A 20,543-nucleotide genomic window follows, 5' to 3' on the forward strand; every position below is an offset into this window, starting at 1 on the left:
GATCTACCAATAAGATGGATAGCATGAACGATCGCCTGCACCCCACCGCCGCCGCGGCGCTTGCCGCCACCGAAACTGCCACCGAAGCCGCCCCTGAAAACGGGGCGAAAATTCTGCTCGACACGCTGATTGCGCACGGTGTCGACACGGTCTTCGGGTATCCGGGCGGGGCGGTCCTGCCCCTGTACGACGCCCTGTACGCCGAGCCGCGGCTGCGCCACGTGCTGGTGCGCCACGAGCAGGCCGCCGTCCATGCTGCCGAGGGCTATGCCCGCACCACCGGCCGCACGGGCGTGGTGTTCGTGACGTCCGGCCCCGGCATGGCGAACACGACGTCCGGCCTGCTGGACGCCATGTGCGATTCGATCCCGGTGCTGTGCATCAGCGGCCAGGTGGCCACGGCGGCCATCGGCACCGACGCCTTCCAGGAATGCGACGCCATCGGCATCTCGCGTTCCGTCACCAAGTGGAACACCCAGATCCGCGCCGTGGACGACGTGGCCAGCGTGACGGCCCGTGCTTTTGAACTGACGCGCCAAGGCCGCCCCGGCCCGGTGCTGGTGGATTTTCCCAAGGACGTGCAGCTTGCCGTCCCGCGCGACAGCGATGGCCTGGACGCGCCGTCGCAGCACAAGCTGGCCGCGCTGCGCGCGCGCCGCCAGTCCGGCAAGCTGGCGGCCAAGCTGCCGCAGTCGGCCGTGCGTCGCGCCGCAGCGCTGATCGCGCAAGCCAAGCGGCCCATCTTCTACGGCGGCGGCGGCCTGGTGAATGCCGGCCCCGAGGCCTGCGAGGCGTTCACGGATCTGGTGCGCCACACCGGCGCGCCCTGCACGCTGACGCTGATGGGCCTGGGCGCCTTCCCCGCGTCCGACCCGCAATTCGTGGGCATGCTGGGCATGCACGGCACGGTCGAGGCCAATCTGGCCATGCACAATTCGGATCTCGTCGTCTGCATCGGCGCGCGCTTCGACGACCGCATCACCGGCAAGCTGTCGGAATTCTGCCCGCACGCCCGCAAGATCCATATCGACATCGACCCCGCCTCGATCAACAAGGTGGTCCGTGTGGACGTGGCGCTGGTCGGCGATTGCCTGCCGCTGGTGCGCGCGCTGCGCGCCGAGCTGGGCGACACGCCGCTCGAGCCCGCGCGCCTGGCGCCCTGGTTCAAGCGCATCGACGCCTGGCGCGCGCAGGACTGCCTGGGCTTCACGCCCGCGCCCGACGCCATCCTGCCCCAGCACCTGATGTCGCGCCTGAACGCCGCGCTGGCCGACCGTGATGCCATCGTCTCCACGGACGTGGGCCAGCATCAGATGTGGGCGGCGCAATACCTGCGCTTTGACCGGCCAAACCGCTGGTTGACGTCCGGCGGCGCCGGCACCATGGGCTACGGCGTGCCCGCCGCCATCGGCGCGCAGGTCGCGCACCCGGACAAGACCGTGGTCTGCGTCAGCGGCGACGCGTCGGTGCTGATGAACATCCAGGAACTGTCCACCGCCATGCAGCACGAGACGCCCGTCAAGGTCGTGCTGTGCAACAACGGCTACATGGGCATGGTGCGCCAATGGCAGGAACTGATCCACGGCGGCCGCTACAGCCACAGCTACAACGCGTCACTGCCGGATTTCGTGGCGCTGGCCCGGGCGTTCGGCTGGGGCGCGGCACGGGTGGATGATCCTGCCAAGCTGGATGCGGCGCTGGCTGAGTGCCTGGCGCATGACGGTCCGTACTTCCTGGACGTGGCGGTCACGGCGCAGGAAAACTGCTTCCCGATGATGCCGGCGGGGCATGGCCACCAGAAGATGATGCTGGCCGAAGGCGTCTGGTATCAGGACGAGACGACCTGAGACGTTGCCGGAGTGGGTGTCAGACGCCTTGCAGCCGCTGACACCCGCGCCGTCTTCAAAACTGAATCGACAGCCCGCCGTCCACCACCAGCACGTGGCCGTTCACATACGACGCCGCAGGCGAAGCCAGGAACACGGCGGCCCCCGCAATTTCCTCCGGCTCTCCCCACCGCCCCGTCGGATTGCGTGCCGCCACGCGCGGGCCGAACTGAGGGTCCGCGACCATCTCCGCATTGGTTTCCGTGGCAAACGTCCCCGGCGCGATGGCGTTGCTGGTGATGTGGTGCGGGCCGAACTCCGCCGCCAGCGCGCGCACCATGCCGGTCAGCCCTTGCTTGGCTGCGGGATACACCGCGTCGCCCGCGCGCGCCAGTTCTCCCACCACTGAGGTAATCGCGATCAGCCGCCCGCCGCCCTGACGCATCATGCGTTCGGCCGCGAACTTGGCCAGCAGCATGCCGGCCACCAGATCGGTGTCGATCAGCTCGCGGATTTCGGCTGGGCTGGTGTCGCGCAGCGTCTTGCGATTGCGCGCGCCCACGTTGTTCACCAGGATGTCCAGGCGCTCGTGCTCGCTGTCGATGCGTTCGAACGCCTCTGCCATCGCCGCGTCGTTGCTCACGTCAAACGGCAGCGGATGCGCGTCCAGCCCCGCGCCGGTCAGCTCACCCACCGCCGCGTTGACCGCTTCAACATTGCGGCCGTTGATCAGCACGCGCGCACCACAGCCGGCCAGGGCCCGCGCGATGCAAAAGCCCAGCCCACGGGCCGAGCCGGTCACCAGCGCCACCTGTCCCGTCAGGTCGAAATTGCGCAGATACGGAAGTGTCTTCATCAATCGGGCCTCGCTCATTCCCGGAATTCCGGCGCCCAGTGCAAGAGCCGCCGTTCAATCCACGTCACACAATAAACCAGCGCAATGCCGACGATGGACAGCAGCGTCACTGCCGCGAACATGTCGGTGGCGTTCAGCGTCGCCAGCGCGGTGATCATCAGATAGCCCATGCCCGTGGTCGAGCCCACGAATTCCGCCAGCACCACGCCGATCAGCGCAAAGCTGATGGCGTTGGGCAGCGCGGCAAACGTCCAGGCCGCCGCCGTGGGAATGCGCACGCGCCACAGGATCTGGCGCGGCGAACCGCCCAGCGTGCGGCAGAAGTCGACAAGCTCTCGCTCCACGCTGCGTCCGCCCTTGTAGGTGTTGAAGAACACCAGAAAGAACACGACGAACCACGACGTGACCACCTTGGATGCCAGCCCCAGCCCGAAGAACATGGTGATGAGCGGCACGAACGCGATCCGCGGCATGGAGTTGAACGCCACGATGAACGGGTTGAACACGTCGGCCAGAAAGCGGCTGCGGCTGAGCGTCATGCCCACCACGAAGCCGCTGCCCACGCCCACCACCAGGCCAACGAGCGTGGCCTGCAGCGTCAGCCACAGATGCGGCCAGACCGAGCGCGGCCCGGGCTGCAGCCATTCCCACAACCGCACGGCCACGCGCGAAGGCTGGCTGATGAAAAACGGATCGAACAGCGTGTTCTGCGCAAACCACGGGATGCGCGTCAGCGTCTCCCACGAGCCCAGGATGACGGCAAGGATCAGGACCTGCCACAAGGTGATGCGCACGCGGCGCGCGACGGCGGCGCGGCGGTCCAGGCGTAGCTGGTCCTGCAGGGAGTCGGCGGTATCAATCGAGGTCATGACGCGTATCGGTTCAAGCGGCGGCGCGGAACTGCTGGCCCAGCACGCTCCAGAGGCTTTGCACGTGGGAGACGAACTGCGGCGTTTCGCGCAGGGTGAAGACGTCGCGCGGATGCTGAATCTGGATGCGCTCGTCCAGCAGCACGCGGCTGGGCGGGCCGGACAGCACCACCACGCGATCGGACAGCAGGATGGCTTCGTCCAGGTCGTGCGTGACCATCACGATGGTCTGGCCCAGCTTGCGCCAGATCTCCATCAGCTCGCGATGCAGGTGCGTTTTGGTATGCGTGTCCAGCGCGCCGAAGGGCTCGTCCAGCAGCAGGATGCGCGGCTCGACCGCCAGGCTCATCAGCAGCGCCACGCGCCGCCGCATGCCGCCGGACAACTGATGCGGAAAGGCGTCGGCGAAGGCGCTCAGGTGGCCGAGTTCCAGCAGTTCGGCGACACGCTTTGCGATGCGGTCGGCCGGCACGCCCTGAAACTTCAACCCCAGCGCCACGTTCTTCCTGACGCTGAACCACGGCAGCAGCGTGTCCTTCTGGAAGATGTAGCCCAGCGCCGGCGGCACCTGCCCATCCACCACGCGCCCGTCCACCTTGATGGTGCCGGTGGTGGGACGCAGAAAGCCCGCCATCATGTTCAGCAGCGTGCTCTTGCCGCAGCCGGACGGCCCGACGATGGACACGAATTCGCCTTCGTTGATGGTCAGGCTGACCTCGCCGACGGCGTGCGTCGTGCCCTGGCGCGACTGGTACGCCTTGCCTACCTTGTCCAGCGTAATCATCAAAGGCCCCGGGCCTTTCGCACGAAGCTCATGTTCACGCACTTGGCGTAGGGCACGGTCTTGATTTCTTCATTCGAGAACTGGCGGCCGTCGCCCATGATGGCCGTCATGCGGTTGTACGCGTCCTCGGTGATGATGTTGTCCTTCAGGAACACCGTCTCTTTGTAGACGCCCAGCGTCTTCTCGATGGCGGCGCGCGGGAAGGCGCTCAGGTAATCGTCGTAGATCACGTCCGTGATGGCGGCCGCGCTGTTCGCCGTGATGAAGTCCTGCGCCTTGACCATGGCGGTCACAAAGGCCTGCACGACCTCGGGACGTTTCTGGATGGTGTCCTGCAGCGTCAACGCCGCGATGCCGGGCACGTCGCCGCCCATGAACTCGTTCCACGACGCTTCCGTCGTGGCGTCGAAAATAGGCACGCCCCAACCTTCCTGGCGCGCCTGTTCCATCATCGACATGGTGGCCATGCTGGCGGCGACCGACCCGGTCTTGAGCGCGCCCAGCATGGTCGCCAGATCGCCCAGCGGGCGGATATCGACCTTGTCAGCCACGCCGGCCTTCTGCATCAGGTACAGCGCCATCAGCCACGTGCTGGACTGCGGCTGCGTCGCGCCGACGCGCTTGCCCGCCAGGTCCTTCATCGACTTGATCTTGCCGCTTTCAAAGTCTTCGCGGCGCACGATGACGTTGGCGTACGTCAGCTTGCGGTCAAAGCCGAACACCAGCGCGGCGGGCTTGCCCGCGATGGTCAGCGCGGGCGCGGCGGTGGCGGCCGTGGCGCCGAACACGATCTGGCCGGCGGCCAGCAGCTGGTTGGTGCGCGGGCCGCTCTGCGAATTCAGGTACTCGACCTCCAGCCCGCCTTCTCCGAAGAAACCCTTTTTCAGCGCCACATAGCCGGCCGCGAAAAAGGGGTCGATGCTGCCCTGGCCGTACACGACCTTGCCCAGCTTGGGCTGTGCGAAAACGACGCGCCCGTTGAGCAGGCTGATGCCCGCGAAGGCGGACGCGGCAGCCAGCACGCGGCGGCGGGTGGTGAAGTCGGAGCTACGGGTCATGTCGTCCTCGAAGTGTCTGGGTTGCAGCTGTTTGGCGTCAACAATACCCCAGCGATTGCTGCCCAACAATGGAAAACGCCCGGTTTCCCGGGCGTTCGGTCGTGCGACGCGGCGCGGATTACGCCGCGGTCTTCTTCGGTGCAGCCTTTTTCACGGCCTTCTTGGCGGCGGTTTTGGTTGCCGTTTTGGTTGCGGTCTTGGTCGCTGCCTTCTTGGCCGGTGCCTTCTTTGCAGCCGTCTTGGCCGCCGTCTTCGTGGCGGTCTTCGTCGCTGTCTTGGCCGGCGCACGCGCGCGGCCCGGCTTCTCGGGACGGGGCTCGAACTCGAATCCTACCTTGCCGTCGGGCTGACGCACCAGGAACGCCTTGAACTTGCGATTCGTGCGGCTGGACACAAAGCCGTCCAGCAGATCGGTGCGGCCGTTGGTCAGCAGTTTTTCCATCTGCTCGCGCGAGATCTCCTGCTGCAGGATGACCTTGCCCGACCGGAAATCGCACGACTTCTCAGGGCCGACGGACTTTTCGCAGACGTAGCTCATGCCGTGCTCGAACACGCGCGACTGGCATTTCGGGCACGGACCCACCGGCGTGTGGCCGGAGAAATCCACGGCTTCGTTGTCGTCCTCGTCGTTCTGGCCGAAGTCGAATTCCAGCTTGTACTCATCGCTGATGCGCAGGATGGCGGCAAACGGCCGGCCCATCTTGCTGATGAAGCCTTGCAGCGGACCGATTTCGCGCTTGGCCAGCAGTTCTTCGACTTCCGGCAGTTCGAACGTGCGGCCGCCCGGGTGCTTGCCGATGGAAAAGTCGCAGGCCGTGCAGGCGTAGCGGCGGTAGTTTTCCTTGACCACCGCGCCGCATTTGGGGCACGGCGTGGTCAGCGTGGCGTAGTCGCCCGGCACCGTGTCGCGCTCGTATTCCTTGGCGCGCTTGACGATGACCTGCGTCATCTGCGCGATCTCGCGCATGAAGGCCTCGCGGCCCAGCCCGCCCTGCTCGATCTGCTTGAGCTTGTGCTCCCATTCGCCGGTGAGTTCGGGCGAGGTCAGTTCGGCCACGTCCAGGCCCGACAGCAGCGTCATAAGCTGGCGCGCCTTGGCGGTGGGCACCAGGTCGCGGCCTTCGCGGCGCAGGTAGCTTTCGTTGAGCAGGCCTTCGATGATGGCCGCGCGCGTGGCCGGGGTGCCCAGGCCGCGCTCGGACATGGCCTCGCGCAGTTCCTCGTCGTCCACCAGCTTGCCCGCGCCTTCCATGGCCGACAGCAGCGTGCCTTCGTTAAAGCGCGCGGGCGGCTTGGTCGACAGGCCGACGGCTTCGATTTCTTCCGTGCGCACGGTCTCGCCGTCCGCCACGGGCACCAGATTGGCGTCCTCGCCCTGGGCTTCCTTGCCGTAGACGGTCAGCCAGCCCGGATTGACCAGCACCTTGCCGTCCGTGCGGAAGCGATGCCCCTGCACTTCGGTCAGGCGCGTCGTGACGCGGTATTCCGCGGCGGGGAAGAACACCGCCAGGAAGCGCTTGAGCACCAGGTCGTACAGCTTGGCTTCGGCTTCGCTCAGATCGTGCGGGATCTGCAGCGTGGGGATGATGGCAAAGTGATCCGACACCTTCTTGTTGTCGAAGATGCGGCGGTTCGGCTTGACCCACTGCTGGCTGACGACGGTGTCGGCATGGCGCGCCAGGCCGCCCACGGCGTTGGAACCGCCCTTGGCCAGCGCGCGCATGGTTTCCTGCACCGTGCTGATGTAGTCCTCGGGCAGGTAGCGCGAATCGGTACGCGGGTAGGTCAGCGCCTTGTGGCGTTCGTACAGTGTCTGCGCCAGCGCCAGCGTGGTCTTGGCCGAGAAGCCGAAGCGGCCGTTGGCCTCGCGCTGCAGCGACGTCAGGTCGTACAGGGCCGGCGACATCTGGCTGGACGGCTTGGATTCTTCGGTCACGCTGCCCGGCTTCTCGCGGCAGGCGGCGACCACGCTTTGCGCGGCGGCGGCCGACCACAGGCGCGATTCGCGCTTTTCGGGATCTTTTTCGTCTTTCTTGAACTGCGGGTCGATCCAGCGGCCTTCGTACAGGCCAGCGGCCGCGACGAAGGTGGCGCGCACTTCCCAGTAGTCGCGCGGCACGAAGCGGCGGATACGTTCTTCGCGTTCGGCCACGATGGCCAGCGTGGGCGTCTGCACCCGTCCGACCGGCGTCTTGAAGAAACCGCCGTCCTTGCTGTTGAAGGCAGTCATGGCGCGCGTGCCGTTGATGCCAACCAGCCAGTCGGCTTCGGCACGCGAGCGCGCCGCGGCTTCCAGCGGCTTCATCTGCGTATCGTCGCGCAGGTTGGCGAAGGCCTCGCGGATGGCGGCCTGGGTCATCGACTGCAGCCACAGGCGCTGAATCGGCTTCTTCACGCCCGCATATTGAACGATGTAGCGGAAGATCAGTTCGCCTTCCCGTCCCGCGTCACAGGCGTTGATGATGGCGTCCACGTCCTTGCGCTTGGCCAGGCGGACAAGCAGCTTAAGGCGTTCGGCGGACTTCTTGTCGGTCGGGCCCAATTCGAAGGCAGGCGGAATCACGGGCAGGTGCGTGAAGCTCCACTTTCCCTTGACCGGATCGTTGGGCGCGACCAAGCTGAGCAAATGGCCGATGCTGGAAGCGAGAACGTAACGTTCGCTTTCAAAATAGTCGCCCTCGCGCGCAAAGCCTCCCAAGGCGCGTGATATATCAAGGGCCACCGAGGGCTTCTCGGCAATAATCAGCGTTTTATTCATGTGTATCCAGTGGCGGTAGTCCCGCCGTATCAGCGCGGATAATAAGATCGGAGATTCGCCAGATGCAAGTCGGCACTGAAAGCAAAGCGGGATCCGAACTGCACGCTTGGCGTCAATTTTTGTCGCGAAGCACCTTGTGGCTAGGGGTTTTGCTGCTGGGCAGCGCTGCCGTTTGCTGGGTTGCCGCCAACTGGCAGGACATGACAAAAATGCAGCGCTTTGCCGGCGTGCAGGGTCTTCTGGCCGTGTGCGCGCTGGCCGCCGCGTGGTCCGGATTGCGCTTGCGCGCCCGGCCCGGCGTGCGGCGCAGCATCCCCGGCGCGCTGCTTGCACTGGCCGGCATTCTGCTCGGCGCGCTGCTCGCGCTGCTGGGCCAAACATATCAGACGGGTGCCGATACCTGGGAACTGTTCGCGTGGTGGGCAGTGCTGCTGCTGCCGTGGGCGCTTGCCGCGGGCAGTCAGGCGGTGTGGCTGCTGTGGGCGTTGGTGCTCAATCTTGCGGCCGCGCTGTGGCTGGGTGAACGCGTCTTCACCTGGATGATGATCTTTGGCGGTCCGGGTCTGCCCAGTCTGCTCATGGCCGTCCTGAACCTGCTGATGCTCTTTGGCTGGGAAATGGCCGCGCGCCGCTGGCGCGCCAGCACGGTGTTCGGACCACGCATTCTTGCCGCCATCGCGATCAGCGTGCTGGTCCTTGCCCTGATGTTCGGCGATTCCATCGTCGGCGGGCTGGGCACCTACAACGGCATTGCGTGGGTCGTCGTCACGCTGGGCCTGGGTCTTTACTATCAGCGCGGCCGGCGCGATCTCGTCATCCTGGCCATGCTGGCCGCCGGCGTCATCTGCGTGTCGCTGCGCGTCGTCGGCGAATGGCTGTGGCGGCTGGAGCCCGGCGTGTGGGCGGCGCTGCCGCTGGCCGCCCTGCTCATGGCCGAGGCCGTCGTCGCCGCCCGCTGGCTGCGTGGCCTCAGCAACGAAGCGCCGGTCCCCGTGCCCGCCGCGGACGCCGAACCCGCCGGCGCGTCAGCCGGCAATGCCGTGGACCCCGCCGATTCGAACGCGCCCGTCGCACAGCTGGCCCCCGCCGCCGTGCCGCGCGCCGAGCCGCCCTGGTACGTGCAGTGTCTGCTGGGTTTGTCCGCCTGGCTGGCCACCCTGCTTCTGCTGCTGTTCGTCGCGTTTTCCAATCTGATCACCACCGAAGGCGGCGCGCTGGTCGCCGGGCTGGTGCTGTGCGCCGCGGGTGTGGCGGTGCTGCGCAGCGATGCCGGTCCGTTCTGGCGGCAATGCGGCACGGCCATGGCCTTCACGGGGCAGATCCTCATCATCTTCGGGCTGTCCAGCTCGACCTCGTTCGCCAGCGCCAGCTTCTTCGTGCTGCTGATGGCGGCCGCCGTGTATGCGCTGGGTCCCGACGTGATCCTGCGCTTCCTCAGCGGCCTCTTGATCGCCCTGGCCAGCGCCGCCCTGATCTGGCGCGGCCTGTCGCCCGACCTCATGCAGGAAGACCTGATGGACGCGTGGATCCGCTTCGACGCGACCCGTGCCACCTTCCTCTGGTTGCCCATCGGCGTGATCGGCGCGTGGGCCACCGCCGTCATCCTTACCGTCAGCCACCGCGTGGGCGCGCGGCGCGGCCATGCGCTGCAGCCGCTGGCGTGGGCCTTCCTGCTTTCCGTGCAGGGCATGGTCTGGCTGGCGAGCGGCATCTCCGTCATTGAATTGCCCGCCATCTGGCAGTTGGCGCCGCGAACCGCTGTGCTGATCGTCGCGGGCGCGCTGCTGCCCGTGGCCGCCGCGCTGGCCGTCCTGTGGCCGCGCCGCCGCCTGCTGACCGGCGGCGTCACCTGGGGCGTGCCGATCGGTCTGCTGCTGCTGGCGCTGTTCTGGCTGCCCAGTCCGGGCGTCGGATTCGCCCTGACGTGGCTGTTGCTGGGGTTCGGCCTGAACCAGTCGCGCGTCATGATCTTCGGCGCGGCCAGCCTGCTGGCGTACCTTGGGGTCTATTACTACCAGTTGGAACTGCCGCTGCTGCAAAAGGCGCTCTGGCTGAGTGGCGCGGCGCTCCTGCTGTTCGTCCTGCGCGCCGCGGTGTGGCTGGTGCCGCGCCTGATGCGCACGCAGGCGCCCGTGCAGGCACGCCCGATGCCGCCGGTGTCCCCAGCCCTGCGCTGGCGCACCGCGGCCATTCTGGGCGGTCTGGCGCTGGTGCTGGCGGCGGCCAACTTTGGCATCTGGGAGCGCGAAAAGCTGCTGGCGTCGGGCAAGGTGGTCATTCTTGAGCTTGCCCCGGTCGATCCGCGTTCGCTCATGCAGGGCGACTACATGGCCCTGAATTTCGCGGCCGGGCGCGAAGTGACGCGCTTGCGGCTGGGCGGCGACCGCACCGACGTCGACGGCGTCATGGGGTACGAGCCCGACGGCTACGTGATGCTGACACCGGACGCGCGCGGCGTGGCGCAGCCCGTGCGCATCCAGCCTGATGTTCACCCGCACGCCGAAACCGAAGTGCCGCTGCGCTATCGCGTGCGCGGCAATGGCGTGCGCATCGTGACCAACGCGTGGTTCTTCCCGGAAGGCGAAGCGGCGCGGTATGAAGTCGCGCGTTTTGGCGAGCTGCGCGTGGCCGACGACGGCGAAGCGTTGCTGGTGCGGATGCTGGGGGCGGATCTGCAGCCGTTGTGAACGGAGGCAGCGCTAAGTGTGCCGGGCGTTTCCGGTGGACGCCGGTCTGACCCGGACTCGTGCGGATGCAATCTCTCGCGCAAAGCCGCCGCTCAGCCGGGAAACCGCTCGGCCCAGCGCGCGGTGGCGTCCTGCAGGAATGACGCGACATCCGCAGCGGGCAGCGGCGTAAATCCCAATGCCGCCCACGCGGCTTGCAGGGCCGGCAGCGGTGCGCTGGTGTCGATGGCCGGTGCGCCATTCTGCTTCGACAGTTTCAAACCGCTGGCGGGGTCCAGAATCAACGGCACGTGCAGGTAGCGCAGTGGCGGCAAGCCCAACAGGCGCCCCAGCACGCGCTGGCGCGCCGTGGAACTGAGCAGATCGGCGCCTCGCACCACGTCAGTCACACCCTGCGCGGCATCGTCCACCACCACGGCTAATTGATACGCCCACAGCCCGTCGGCCCGCCGCAGCGCAAAATCCCCGACTGCCTGCGCTACGTCTTGCTCCTGCGCGCCGAGCCAGCGATCCTCGAAGCGCTCCAGCCCTTCAGGCACGCGCAACCGCCACGCCCGCGCCTCGCGCCCGGCCGGCAGTCCGTGACGGCAGGTGCCGGGATACGGTCTTTCGCCGTCGGCGCCCGGCGCGGTCTGACCGCGCAGCGCCGAATCGGCAATTTCGCGCCGCGTGCAGCCGCAGCCATAGATCAGGCCCCGCGTGGCAAGTGCATCAAACGCTGCCTGGTAGGCCTCGTTGCGTTGAGACTGCCAGACGATCTCGCCGTCCCAGACAAGCCCCAGCGCCTGCAACTGCCCCATGATGACGTCCGCTGCGCCCGCCACCGTGCGGGGCGTGTCCACGTCTTCAATGCGCAGCAGCCAGCGCCCACGTTGCGCGCGCGCGTCCAGCCAGCTTGCCAGCGCGGTCGCCAGCGAGCCCGCATGCAGCGGTCCGCTGGGGCTGGGTGCGAAGCGGCCAACGTAATTCAAGGGGACGTGGACAAGACTTCAGCCCGCACAAGTGCGCGGGCTGAGGGGTTGGAAAGTGTGGCGCGGGAACGCGTGCTCAATGCAGCAGGCGCCCGCCTTCTTCGTCGAGCAGCTCTTCGAGGACCAGATTGTCGATCTCGGCTTCCTGGCTCCAGAGAACCATGAGGGCAATGATCTTGATCTTGGAGAGCGGCACGGGCGTTTCCGGCGAGGCCAGGCCCCGGTCGATGACGATCTCGCGCAGGGGCGCGGGCAGCACGCCGGCCGATTCCAGGAAGGCGATGAAGCCGATGGACTCGGTGCCGAGCTGTTGGTATTCGTTATCGGTGTAGATCCGGGTTCCGGACGTGGGCGCCTGGGCCAGGTCAACGCACCGTTCGGTGGTCTCGGCAAGGCCATACAGCCAACCGAGCGCGTCGTCGATGTCCTCGTGCTCGAAACCGGCAGCGGCGAGCCGCTTGGCGAGCACATCGGCAGCAGGACAGGCCTGAGGCGTGTAGTAATTCTCGAACAGATAGACCAGGATATCGAACATATGGCGCAGTTTGTGCCTGTTTGCACAGTCGGCCCGCATATCGGCAGACCAGCAAACATGAATTTTACTTTACGCCGATTTATTTTGCCGGGCAACCGGGGAAAAGGCGGATGTTGTACTACGTCACCTTGCACGCAAGGACGCCTATTTTGCACCCAAATGCTGACAAAATGGCTGTTTCAGCAAAAAGGGGCGGTCCCGCGTGGGTCCGCCCCTTTTTTGATCTGCGCGTCCTGCGTTACGCCACCTTGGGCGCGTTCTCCAGTTTCAGGCCCGCCAGCTGGCGGATGAAAACGGGGATGCAGATCGCCAACCCGATGATGCCGCTGGTCAGTCCCGGAATGATGGTCAGCAGCGCGCCAATCGTGCACAGCCACCGCTCCCAGCTCTTCATGCCAACCAGCATGAAACGCGACAAGGCCGCCGACAGCAACACCAGGCCGACCATGCAGCCAAACAGGGTCACGAAGAACTCGTACCAGGTGAAGCCCTGCACCGAAATCAGCAGCGACGGCGAGAACACAAAGACAAACGGCACGATCAGCTTGGTGATGCCCAGCCGGAACGCCGTGTTCCCGGTCTTGAAGGGATCGCTGCCCGCCATGCCCGCCGCCGCGTACGCGGCCAGCGCCACCGGGGGCGTGATGTCCGCCAGGATGCCGAAATAGAACACGAAGAAGTGCGCCGCGATGGGCTGCACCCCCAGCTGCACCAGCGTCGGCGCCGCGACGGCCACCATGATGAGGTAGTTGGCGGTCGTGGGCACGCCGCAGCCCATCAGGATGCAGACGATGCCGGTCATCACCAAGGCCGCGATCAGCGTCAGCGACTGCATGTCCGTCAACGCCTCGGGCAGGAAGAACGCCGCACCCGACGCCAGCGCCTGCGACGCCGCGATCACGATGTACGAGATTTTGAAGCCCACACCCGTCAACGTCACCACGCCGATCACGATGCCCACCGTGCCGGCGGCCGCGCCGACCGCCAGCGCGTACTTCGCGCCGGTTTCGAAGGCTTCGTACAGGTCGCGCAACCGCAGCCGCGTGTACGGATTGAGGATGCCCACCACGATGCAGCCCGTGATGCCCGCGAAGGCTGCCAGATATGGCGTGCGGCCGCTGGCCAGCATGCCGATCAGCATCGCCAGCGGAATCAGCGTGGGCCAGCGCATCTTGAACGACTGCTTGAGCTTGGGCATTTCCTCGGCGGTCAGGCCGCGCAGGCCTTCGCGCTTGGCCTCGAAGTGCACCTGCATGAACATGCCGAAGAAGTACAGGAACGCCGGAAAAATGCCCGCGATCGCGATCTGCTGGTACGGAATGCCCAGGAACTCGATCATCAGAAACGCGGCCGCGCCCATGATGGGCGGCGTGATCTGCCCGCCCGTGCTGCTGGCGGCTTCCACGCCCGCGGCGAAGTGCCGCGGATAGCCCACGCGAATCATCGCCGGAATGGTCAGCGACCCCACCGTCACGGCGTTCGCCACCGACGACCCCGAAATCATGCCGAACATCGCCGAGCCGAACACCGATACCTTGGCCGGCCCGCCCGCATAGCGCCCCGCCACGGTCGAGGCCACATCCAGGAACAACTGGCCCAGCCCGATGCGGGTGGCCAGCACGCCGAACAGCACGAAGTGGAACACGTAGGTCGCCACCACGCCCACCGCCACGCCGTACACGCCCTGGCTGGTCAGATACATATGGTTGACGACCTGCGACCACGTATTGCCCGCGTGCTTGAGCAGACCAGGGAAGTACGGTCCGAACATCGCGTAAGCCATGAACACGATCGCGATGATCGGCAGCGGCCAGCCCATCGCGCGCCGCGTGGCTTCCAGAAGGCCGATCAGCAGAATCGAGCCCATCAGCACGTCCTGCGGCAGCGGATTGCCCACGCGGAACGCCAGGTCCTCGAAGATGTACGGGATGTACAGCACCGACAGGGCCAGCGCGATCGCGATGATCCAGTCGTAAAGCGGAATGCCGCCCGGCGCATACCAGGTCGACTTGGGTTCGCGCTGGTAATGCGACTTGGAAAAGCCGAAGACCAAAAAGATCAGGCTCAGCACGAAGGCCAGGTGCACGCCGCGGTGCGTCGCCTCGCGCAGCAGGCCGAAGCCGGCGGTGTAGTAGTGAAAGATCGAGAGGCTGACCAGCAGGCCCGAGACGATCCACGTGGCAGTCTTGTCCAGCGGCCGGAAGCGGATTTCCGAATCGTACTTTTCCGCCAGCTTCTGGGTTTTCTCGTGATCGATTTCCATCGCGGTGATTCTCAAGATGATTCAACAAGCAGGGCCGCACAACGGCGGCCCTGCTCAGATGCGGCGCGAAAGCAATCGCCGCCGACATAAAGCACTACGACAGTTCGCCTACCCCTTCAAAGGCAAGCAATCCGAATTAAGAACCCGATCCGTCCGAGCGGGGCCGCGCGGATCCGGCTCTGCCGGTCCGCCACCGGCGCCCCTGGGGGAAGCGCCGCAGGCGCACGGGGGGGCTTATTTCAGCAAACCGATTTCTTTGTAGAACTTCTCGGCACCGGGATGGAACGGAATGCCCGCACCCTTCGTCGCGTTTTCACGCGTGATCAGCTTGCCCTTGGCGTGGCCGGCGTCCAGCGTCTTGCGCGTGGCGTCGCTGTACAGCGCCTTGGTCACTTCATACACGGTCTGCTCGGGGATCTTGGCCGACGTCACCATCTGCGCGTTCACCGAAATCGTCTTGACCTCGGGGATGTTCTGGTAGGTGTTGGCGGTGATGACGTCCGGCGTGAAGAACTCCTGCTTGGCGCGCAGTGCGTCGATTTCCGGACCCACCAGCGACACCAGTTCGATGTTGCCCGTGGAGGCCAGTTCGGCGATGGCGCCGGCCGGCGCGCCGCCCACGAAGAAGAACGCGTCCAGGCCGCCGTCCTTGAGCTTGTCGCCCGCCTGATTGGGTTTCAGGTATTCGGCCTTCACGTCCTTGTCGGTCATGCCGTACGCGCCCAGGATCAGGCGCACGTCGACCAGCGTGCCGGAACCCGGCTCGTCCATCGACACGCGCTTGCCCTTCAGGTCGGCCACGCCCTTGATGCCGGAACCCTTGCGCGTCACCAGATGGATGCTTTCCGGATACAGCGTGGAGATCAGGCGCAGGTCTTGCGCCTTGGGCTTGCCTTCGAACGTGCCGGTGCCGCTGTAGGCCCAGAACGCCACGTCCGACTGCGTGAAGCCGGCTTCAAACGAGCCGCCCATGATGCCGTTGATGTTGGCGACCGACCCGTTGGAGGCGACCGCGGTGGCGATCAGCTTGCCGGGTTGCGACACGGCGTTGCCGATGATGCCGCCGATCGGGTAGTACGTGCCCGCCGTGCCGCCCGTGCCGATGCGGAAAAACTGCTGGGCTTGTGCCGAACTGGTGGCGCCGACGGCGGCGACCGCGACGGTCAGGGCGGTGATCCAGTGCTTGAGTTTCATGCGAGCTTCTCCGGTACTTGTTGACAGGTCTGTCGGGTGACGTGGGTCGTCTTGTCATCGCCGGCGCAGCAGCATTGCCACGCCGGAAATGGGCCTCCCCTTGGGGGCCGTTTTCATGATGAAATTCTGTCATGCCGCCCACTGGTAGCCAATGGTTACGGGGCTATCGTTTACCTGGGGGTGCCTCGCCCGTTTGGTTATGGGTGGTCCCGCTTTGGTTATGCGCGTGTTACCTCTCATGCAGTCAGACTACGGAGTCAACAGGATGTCCCAGGAAGTCATACGCGGCATTGCGCTGCCCCCGCCCGCGCAACCGGGCGATCCCTTGGCCCGCGTCGATACGCCCAGCCTGGTGCTGGACCTGACGCCCTTCGAGGCCAACCTGCGCGCGATGCAGGCCTGGGCCGACCGCCACGACGTCGCGCTGCGGCCGCACGCCAAGGCGCACAAGTGTCCGCAGATCGCCCTGCGCCAGCTTGAACTGGGCGCGCGCGGCATCTGCTGCCAAAAGGTCAGCGAAGCCCTGCCCTTTGTGGCTGCCGGCATCCAGGACATCCACATCAGCAACGAAGTCGTCGGCCCCGCCAAGCTGGCGCTGCTGGGGCAGTTGGCGCGCGTGGCGAAGGTCAGCGTGTGCGTGGACAACGCGCACAACCTGGCGCAGGTGTCGCAAGCCATGGTGCAGGCGGGCGCGCAGATCGACGTGCTGGTGGAAGTGGACGTCGGCCAGGGCCGGTGCGGCGTGTCGGACGACGCCCTCGTGCTGGCGCTGGCGCAGCAGGCGCGCGACCTGCCCGGCGTGAACTTCGCCGGTTTGCAGGCTTATCACGGGTCGGTGCAGCACTGCCGCACACGCGAAGAGCGCGCCGAGGTCTGCCGCCAGGCGGCGCGCATTGCGGCGTCTTACGCGCAGTTGCTGCGCGAAAGCGGCATCGCCTGCGACACGATTACCGGTGGCGGCACGGGCAGCGCCGAATTCGATGCGGCCAGCGGCGTCTACACCGAATTGCAGGCCGGTTCCTATGCCTTCATGGATGGGGATTACGGCGCGAACGAATGGGACGGCCCGCTAGCGTTTGAAAACAGCCTGTTCGTGCTGGCCACCGTCATGAGCAAGCCGGCGCCCGACCGGGTGATCCTCGATGCGGGTCTGAAGTCCACCACCGCCGAATGCGGCCCGCCCGCCATCTTCGGCGAACCGGGGTTGACCTACACCGCCATCAACGACGAACACGGCGTGGTCCGCGTGGAGCCGGGGGCGCAGGCGCCTGATCTGGGCGCGGTGCTGCGACTGGTGCCGTCGCATGTCGATCCCACGTTCAACCTGCATGACGGGCTGGTGGTCGTGCGCGATGGCGTGGTGGAAGATATCTGGGAAATCGCGGCGCGCGGGTTTTCGCGCTAACGAAAAAAGGCCGGCGCGCCGTCAACGCGCCGACCCTTCGATGCAGGCAGCCAGCCCCTACTTGGCCTGGTTCTGGATCTTCTCCCCGCCACGTTCGATGTCCTTACCGGCACCTTCCATCGTGTTGCAGCCGGCGGTCACGGCGGAGATCGCAAGCAGCATCGCAAGCCAAATACGGTGGGTCATTTTCTTCTCCTTCGGGCGTTTCGTTGGACGTTGCGGGTCATGCCAATTGGCAGCCGCGATTACTTGTCCAGCAAGTCCCGTGCCTGATCCTTGGCCTCGCCCACATTGCGCTGCACTTTGCCCTCGGTTTTCTCGATTTTCCCTTCTGCCTCGGTCTTGGTGCTGCCGGTCACCTTGCCGGCCGTTTCCTTCACGGCGCCCTTCACTTCCTTGACGGCGCCCTTGATGCGGTCCTTATCCATGTCATCGCTCCTTATCGCTCAGGTTGCGTGAAACCGCGCCGGAGAAAAACTACAAATCGGCTGCGGACAACCCCAATATAGGAACCGCGCCCAACCCGCGATAGAGGCGCATGCACCGGGTCAGGTGGTGCATTTTTACCGGTCGGCCGCCAGATCTGTCATCCCTAAAAATTGCCGCAGCTCTGGCGTGGCCGGCGCGGTAAAGAGCTCGTCCGGCGGTCCGATCTCGTGGACCCGGCCCTGGTGCATGAACACCACCCGGTCGCAGACCTCCCGCGCAAAACGCATCTCATGCGTCACCATCAACAGCGTCATCCCGTCGGCGGCCAATTCCCGCACCACCGCCAGCACTTCGTTGACCAGCTCCGGATCCAGCGCCGACGTGATCTCGTCGCACAGGAGCGCCAGCGCCTGCATCGCCAGCGCGCGCGCAATCGCCACCCGCTGCTGCTGTCCGCCCGATAATTCGTCCGGCCACGCGTCGAACTTGTGCGCCAGTCCCACCCGGGTCAGCATGGCGCGCGCCATGTCCTCGGCGTCGCGCTCGCGCACACGCTTGGCCACCATGGGCGATAGCATCACGTTGCGCCCCACGGTCAGGTGCGGAAACAGGTTGAACTGCTGAAAGATCATGCCCACCTTCAGCCGCAGCGCCCGCAGCCGCAGCTCGTCATCGCCCAGCTGCGCGTCGGCTACCATGATCGCGCCGCCGTCGATCTGCTCCAGCCCGTTGATGCATCGCAGCAGCGTGCTCTTGCCCGAACCGCTCTTGCCGATGATGGCAATCACCTCGCCAGGATCGACGCGCAGCGTCACGCCTTTCAGCACTTCGTTGTCGCCGAACCGCTTGCGGACGTCTTCAAGGGCGATGAGGGGCATGCAACTTCCTTTCCAGCCGGAGGCTGAGGCGCGACAGGGGCCAGCACAGCGCGAAGTAGATCAGCGCCGCGCAGGCATAGACGGTGAAGGGGCTGAAGGTGGCGTTGGTGATCACCGTGGCCGCCTTCGACAGTTCCGTGAAGCCGATGATGGACGTCAGCGCCGTGCTCTTGACGATCTGCACCGCAAAGCCCACGGTCGGCGCCACCGCAATGCGTAGCGCCTGCGGCAGCACGACATAGCGCATCTGCTGCACGTAGCCCAGCGCCAGGCTGGCCGACGCTTCCCACTGTCCCTTCGGTATGGCCTCCACGCAGCCACGCCAGATCTCGGCCAGAAAAGCGCCCGACCACAACGTCAGCGCCGCGCCTGCGGCCAGCCACGGCGGCACCTCCACGCCGATCAGCGACAGGCCGAAGAACGCCAGGAACAGCTGCATCAGCAGCGGCGTGCCCTGAAAAAGTTCGATGTACGCCCAACTGATGCGCCGCATCGCGGCCACGCGCGACGTGCGCATCATGAGCGCCAGCACGCCCATCAACGCCCCGCCCGCAAAGGCTGCAAGAGACAGGATGATCGTCCAGCGCGTCGCCAGCAGCAGGTTGCGCACGATGTCCCAGGTGGAAAATTCGATCATCGTGCCGCCTTGCGGAACAGCCGCCGCCCGGTCATGCGCAGGATCTGCCGCAGCAGCACCGCCAGCGCCAGATAGATGCCGGTCGTCACGAGATACACCTCGAACGCCCGGAAGTTGCGCGACTGAATAAAGTTCGCGGCAAACGTCAGGTCCTCGGCCGCGATCTGCGAGCACACCGCCGACCCCAGCATCACGATCACGATCTGCGACGACAGCGCCGGCCAGATCCGCATCAGCGCAGGCATCAGCACGATGTGCCGGAACACCTGTAGCCGCGACAGCGCAAGGCTCGCGCCCGCTTCATACTGCCCGCGCGGCGTGGCGTCGATGCCGGCGCGGATGATCTCGGTGCTGTAGGCGCCCAGGTTCAATGCCATCGCCAGGCACGCCGCCTGCATCTCGCCAAGCTGGATGCCCAGCGACGGCAGGCCAAAGAACACAAAAAACAGCTGGATCAGAAACGGCGTGTTCCGGATCAGCTCGACATACGCGGTGACCGGCGCGCGCAGCCACGCCGGCCCCTGCGTGCGCACCCACGCGCACGCGATGCCGATCGCCACGCCCGCCACCGCGCCGAACGCAATCAGTTCGATCGTCACGCCGATGCCCTTGAGCAGCACCGGCGTGTACTCGAACACCGAGGCGAAGTCGTACTGGTAAGCCATGACGGCCGCCGCTCAGGCTACAGATCCTTGGGCAATGCGGCGCCCAGCCATTTCTGCGAAATCGCCGACAGCGAGCCGTCCTGCTTGGCGGCCGCCAGAATGTCGTTCACGCGGGCGCGCAGCTTCGGTTCGTCCTTGTTCAGGCCGATGTAGCACGGCGAGTTCTTGATCAGGAATTTCGTTTCGGGCTTCTTGGGCGGGTTGCGCGCCAGGATCGCCGCGGCCACCACGTTGCCCGTCGCAATCATCGGCACCTGTCCCGACAGAAAGGCGGTGATCGTGCCGTTGTTGTCCTCATACCGCTTGACCGTGGCGGACTCGGGCGCAATCTTGGTCAGCTCGATGTCCTCCACCGCGCCGCGCGTCACGCCGATGGTCTTGCCGGCCAAATCCGCGGCGGACGACACCTTCAGGTCCGCCGGGCCGAACACGCCGTTGAAGAACGGCGCGTAGGCGTCAGAGAAGTCGATAGCCTTCTCGCGCTCGGCATTCTTGCCCATGCTGGAGATCACCAGATCCACCTTCTTGGTCTGCAGATATGGCACGCGGTTGGCGCTGGTGACCGGCACCAGTTCCAGCTTCACGCCCAACTGTTTGGCGATGAGCTGGGCCGTGTCGATGTCATAGCCCAGCGGCTTCATGTCCGAGCCCACCGATCCGAACGGCGGAAAGTCCTGCGGCACGGCGATCTTGATGACGCCCGCCTTGACGATATCGTCCAGCGCGTC

18 protein-coding genes are annotated in these 20,543 nt (G+C 65.9%); 3 read left to right on the top strand and 15 right to left on the bottom strand.

Annotation, left to right across the window (positions count from 1 at the left end):
* Positions 1 to 14: 14 nt before the first annotated feature.
* Complete coding sequence (ilvB, locus tag B2W22_RS13225) at positions 15 to 1,847, top strand: biosynthetic-type acetolactate synthase large subunit (RefSeq protein ID WP_286938056.1); 1,833 nt, start codon at positions 15 to 17, stop codon at positions 1,845 to 1,847.
* A gap of 55 nt (positions 1,848 to 1,902) precedes the next feature.
* On the opposite strand, the gene B2W22_RS13230 is transcribed toward ilvB, so the two are convergent.
* The 5 genes from B2W22_RS13230 to B2W22_RS13250 all read right to left on the bottom strand — a co-directional run bounded on the left by B2W22_RS13230 (position 1,903) and on the right by B2W22_RS13250 (position 8,151).
* A complete protein-coding gene (locus B2W22_RS13230) occupies positions 1,903 to 2,682 on the bottom strand; it encodes an SDR family oxidoreductase (protein WP_175136986.1) in 780 nt (259 codons plus the stop codon).
* Positions 2,683 to 2,696: 14 nt separating this feature from the next.
* Positions 2,697 to 3,551, bottom strand: a complete 855-nt coding sequence (locus B2W22_RS13235; protein WP_105236835.1) for an ABC transporter permease — start codon at positions 3,549 to 3,551, stop codon at positions 2,697 to 2,699.
* Positions 3,552 to 3,564: 13 nt separating this feature from the next.
* Positions 3,565 to 4,335 carry an ABC transporter ATP-binding protein gene (locus B2W22_RS13240; protein WP_175185505.1) on the bottom strand — a complete coding sequence of 257 codons (771 nt, stop codon included), beginning with the start codon at positions 4,333 to 4,335 and terminating at the stop codon, positions 3,565 to 3,567.
* The gene (locus tag B2W22_RS13245; RefSeq protein ID WP_056565859.1) at positions 4,335 to 5,393 is read right to left on the bottom strand and encodes an ABC transporter substrate-binding protein; all 1,059 of its coding nucleotides are present in this window, start codon (positions 5,391 to 5,393) and stop codon (positions 4,335 to 4,337) included. The genes B2W22_RS13240 and B2W22_RS13245 overlap by 1 nt, the downstream gene beginning before the upstream one ends.
* Before the next feature lie 118 nt (positions 5,394 to 5,511).
* Positions 5,512 to 8,151: a DNA topoisomerase III gene (locus tag B2W22_RS13250; protein WP_286938063.1), complete on the bottom strand. Its 2,640-nt coding sequence runs from the start codon at positions 8,149 to 8,151 to the stop codon at positions 5,512 to 5,514.
* Between the two features lie 62 nt (positions 8,152 to 8,213).
* Between B2W22_RS13250 and B2W22_RS13255 the strand changes: the two genes are divergently transcribed.
* Positions 8,214 to 10,838 (top strand): GDYXXLXY domain-containing protein, encoded by a 2,625-nt coding sequence (locus B2W22_RS13255; protein WP_286938065.1) that lies wholly within the window; start codon positions 8,214 to 8,216, stop codon positions 10,836 to 10,838.
* Between the two features lie 92 nt (positions 10,839 to 10,930).
* Here B2W22_RS13255 and gluQRS read toward each other — a convergent pair whose 3' ends face one another.
* From gluQRS to B2W22_RS13275, 4 genes are all read right to left on the bottom strand, one after another.
* On the bottom strand, positions 10,931 to 11,809 hold the full coding sequence (gene gluQRS, locus B2W22_RS13260; protein WP_286938067.1) for a tRNA glutamyl-Q(34) synthetase GluQRS: 879 nt from the start codon (positions 11,807 to 11,809) through the stop codon (positions 10,931 to 10,933).
* 76 nt (positions 11,810 to 11,885) lie between these two features.
* Positions 11,886 to 12,344, bottom strand: a complete 459-nt coding sequence (locus tag B2W22_RS13265; RefSeq protein WP_056565848.1) for a DUF494 family protein — start codon at positions 12,342 to 12,344, stop codon at positions 11,886 to 11,888.
* Positions 12,345 to 12,582: 238 nt separating this feature from the next.
* Entirely contained in the window at positions 12,583 to 14,607 is a 2,025-nt protein-coding gene (locus tag B2W22_RS13270; protein WP_286938069.1) for a TRAP transporter permease, read from the bottom strand.
* A 234-nt stretch (positions 14,608 to 14,841) separates the two neighbouring features.
* Positions 14,842 to 15,801 carry a TAXI family TRAP transporter solute-binding subunit gene (locus tag B2W22_RS13275; protein WP_175125813.1) on the bottom strand — a complete coding sequence of 320 codons (960 nt, stop codon included), beginning with the start codon at positions 15,799 to 15,801 and terminating at the stop codon, positions 14,842 to 14,844.
* Positions 15,802 to 16,066: 265 nt separating this feature from the next.
* On the opposite strand from B2W22_RS13275, the gene B2W22_RS13280 reads away from it, so the two are divergent.
* Positions 16,067 to 17,206: a DSD1 family PLP-dependent enzyme gene (locus tag B2W22_RS13280; RefSeq protein WP_286938071.1), complete on the top strand. Its 1,140-nt coding sequence runs from the start codon at positions 16,067 to 16,069 to the stop codon at positions 17,204 to 17,206.
* A gap of 57 nt (positions 17,207 to 17,263) precedes the next feature.
* Here B2W22_RS13280 and B2W22_RS13285 read toward each other — a convergent pair whose 3' ends face one another.
* The 6 genes from B2W22_RS13285 to B2W22_RS13310 all read right to left on the bottom strand — a co-directional run.
* Positions 17,264 to 17,392, bottom strand: coding sequence for an entericidin A/B family lipoprotein (locus B2W22_RS13285; protein WP_056565839.1), 129 nt, complete (start codon positions 17,390 to 17,392; stop codon positions 17,264 to 17,266).
* Positions 17,393 to 17,451: 59 nt separating this feature from the next.
* A complete protein-coding gene (locus tag B2W22_RS13290; protein WP_056565837.1) occupies positions 17,452 to 17,634 on the bottom strand; it encodes a CsbD family protein in 183 nt (60 codons plus the stop codon).
* Between the two features lie 135 nt (positions 17,635 to 17,769).
* Positions 17,770 to 18,513, bottom strand: a complete 744-nt coding sequence (locus B2W22_RS13295) for an amino acid ABC transporter ATP-binding protein (RefSeq protein WP_286938073.1) — start codon at positions 18,511 to 18,513, stop codon at positions 17,770 to 17,772.
* Entirely contained in the window at positions 18,494 to 19,150 is a 657-nt protein-coding gene (locus tag B2W22_RS13300; protein WP_286938075.1) for an amino acid ABC transporter permease, read from the bottom strand. The genes B2W22_RS13295 and B2W22_RS13300 overlap by 20 nt, the downstream gene beginning before the upstream one ends.
* Positions 19,147 to 19,815, bottom strand: a complete 669-nt coding sequence (locus B2W22_RS13305; RefSeq protein WP_286938077.1) for an amino acid ABC transporter permease — start codon at positions 19,813 to 19,815, stop codon at positions 19,147 to 19,149. The genes B2W22_RS13300 and B2W22_RS13305 overlap by 4 nt, the downstream gene beginning before the upstream one ends.
* Before the next feature lie 17 nt (positions 19,816 to 19,832).
* Positions 19,833 to 20,543 (bottom strand): transporter substrate-binding domain-containing protein (locus tag B2W22_RS13310; protein WP_286938079.1); only part of this gene is annotated, 711 nt, incomplete at its 5' end.

The organism is Achromobacter sp. UBA4530, from assembly GCF_002388205.1.
GTDB classification, from domain to species: domain Bacteria; phylum Pseudomonadota; class Gammaproteobacteria; order Burkholderiales; family Burkholderiaceae_B; genus Achromobacter; species Achromobacter animicus.